The sequence below is a fragment of the Vibrio sp. Vb1755 genome (assembly GCF_033338635.1).
GTDB lineage: Bacteria > Pseudomonadota > Gammaproteobacteria > Enterobacterales > Vibrionaceae > Vibrio > Vibrio alginolyticus.
Genome location: NZ_JAWOTA010000218.1, coordinates 1 through 1238, shown reverse-complemented (window position 1 = coordinate 1238; position 1238 = coordinate 1). Strand labels below are relative to the sequence as shown.

The 1238-nt window shown below is 42.7% G+C and carries 1 protein-coding gene; it reads right to left on the bottom strand.

The genetic code is table 11. The features are described 5' to 3' along the window. The coding region (locus R7E00_RS24035) for an HAD family hydrolase (RefSeq protein WP_318124771.1) at positions 1 to 951 on the bottom strand (951 nt) is incomplete at its 3' end. Positions 952 to 1238 lie beyond the last annotated feature (287 nt).

Sequence of the window (1238 nt, the reverse complement as noted above, 5' to 3'; positions counted from 1 at the left end):
GTTTTTCATATCAGCGATTAACCAACCTTTCGCTTTCGCTTCATCCAATCCTTTATCTAGCTTACCAATGCTAGAGGTGCGGTCATATTTCCACTCACGTTGGTCATCCGTGTGATGAACGTACATTGCTAAACGAGGACCAGTACCTGACGTCGTCCATTGCAGCATTTGTAGGTCACCATCTGAGTTGCCAAACGAAGCTATTGGGCGCTTACCAATGTGCTGATAAATTTGCTGAGGTTTTTCCGCTTTGTCGTTATTCACTTCAATGCCCGGTACGCGCTTAACTTGGTAACTACCATCAACATTAACGAACTCTGTAGATAGACGAGTACCAATGATACGCTCGGATGGGATGTTGTAGACATCCGTCGCCCAAGCTCGCATAAAGGCATTGCCACCACCAGACACAATGAAGTTTTTAAAGCCATTGCTATCAAGATAATCCAACAGTTCTAACATTGGTTGATACACCATGTCGGTGTATGGGCGGCCCGTTACGGGGTGCTTAGCCGTACTTATCCAAGCCTGTACAATAGAAGTGAACTCATCGCTGCTCATTCCTGAATGCGTTTTTTGCACCATGGTTAGAACATCTTCTAAGCTCAGCTTATCTATCTGTCCACTTAACACTAGTGAGTATGGTTTAGTCGTCTTCCAATCAGGGTGGCTAGCCGCTTGCTCTTTAATTTGGTCGAGCATAAACAAGATTTGGAAGTACATCGGCTTTTCTGACCATAACGTTCCGTCGTTATCAAAAGTGGCAATACGATCTTGAGGAGCAACAAAATTGGGAGAGTTAGCGTCAGTAACATCACTGACAAATTGGATAATTGCTTGTTTGGTTTGACCGTCGTTCCACGAAGGCAATGGGTCACTATTTTGCGCCAAAATAGGAAATGAAATCACCGCGACAGCGAGCGTAAAAACATTCAAGAGGTAATTTTTCATCAGTTGTAAACTCTTTATATAGGGGAGTTTAATAATGGAGCATTCTCGAAGAAAAAATTCGCTCTTGGTCACAACAATGTCTTATTCGGAATATTCCTACTTGAAAGCCCAAAAGATTCATAAAATTCAATGAAATAAAAAAGCGGACCTATTGGCCCGCTTTTTCAATGAGTTCGATTTAACGCTTAAGCTGCGACTGCTTCAACTTTACGAGCGATTTTTGCTTTACCTACAGGTAGAACTTCACGACCAAATTCGTTGTTTAGCACTCGCGCCATTGCGAAGTA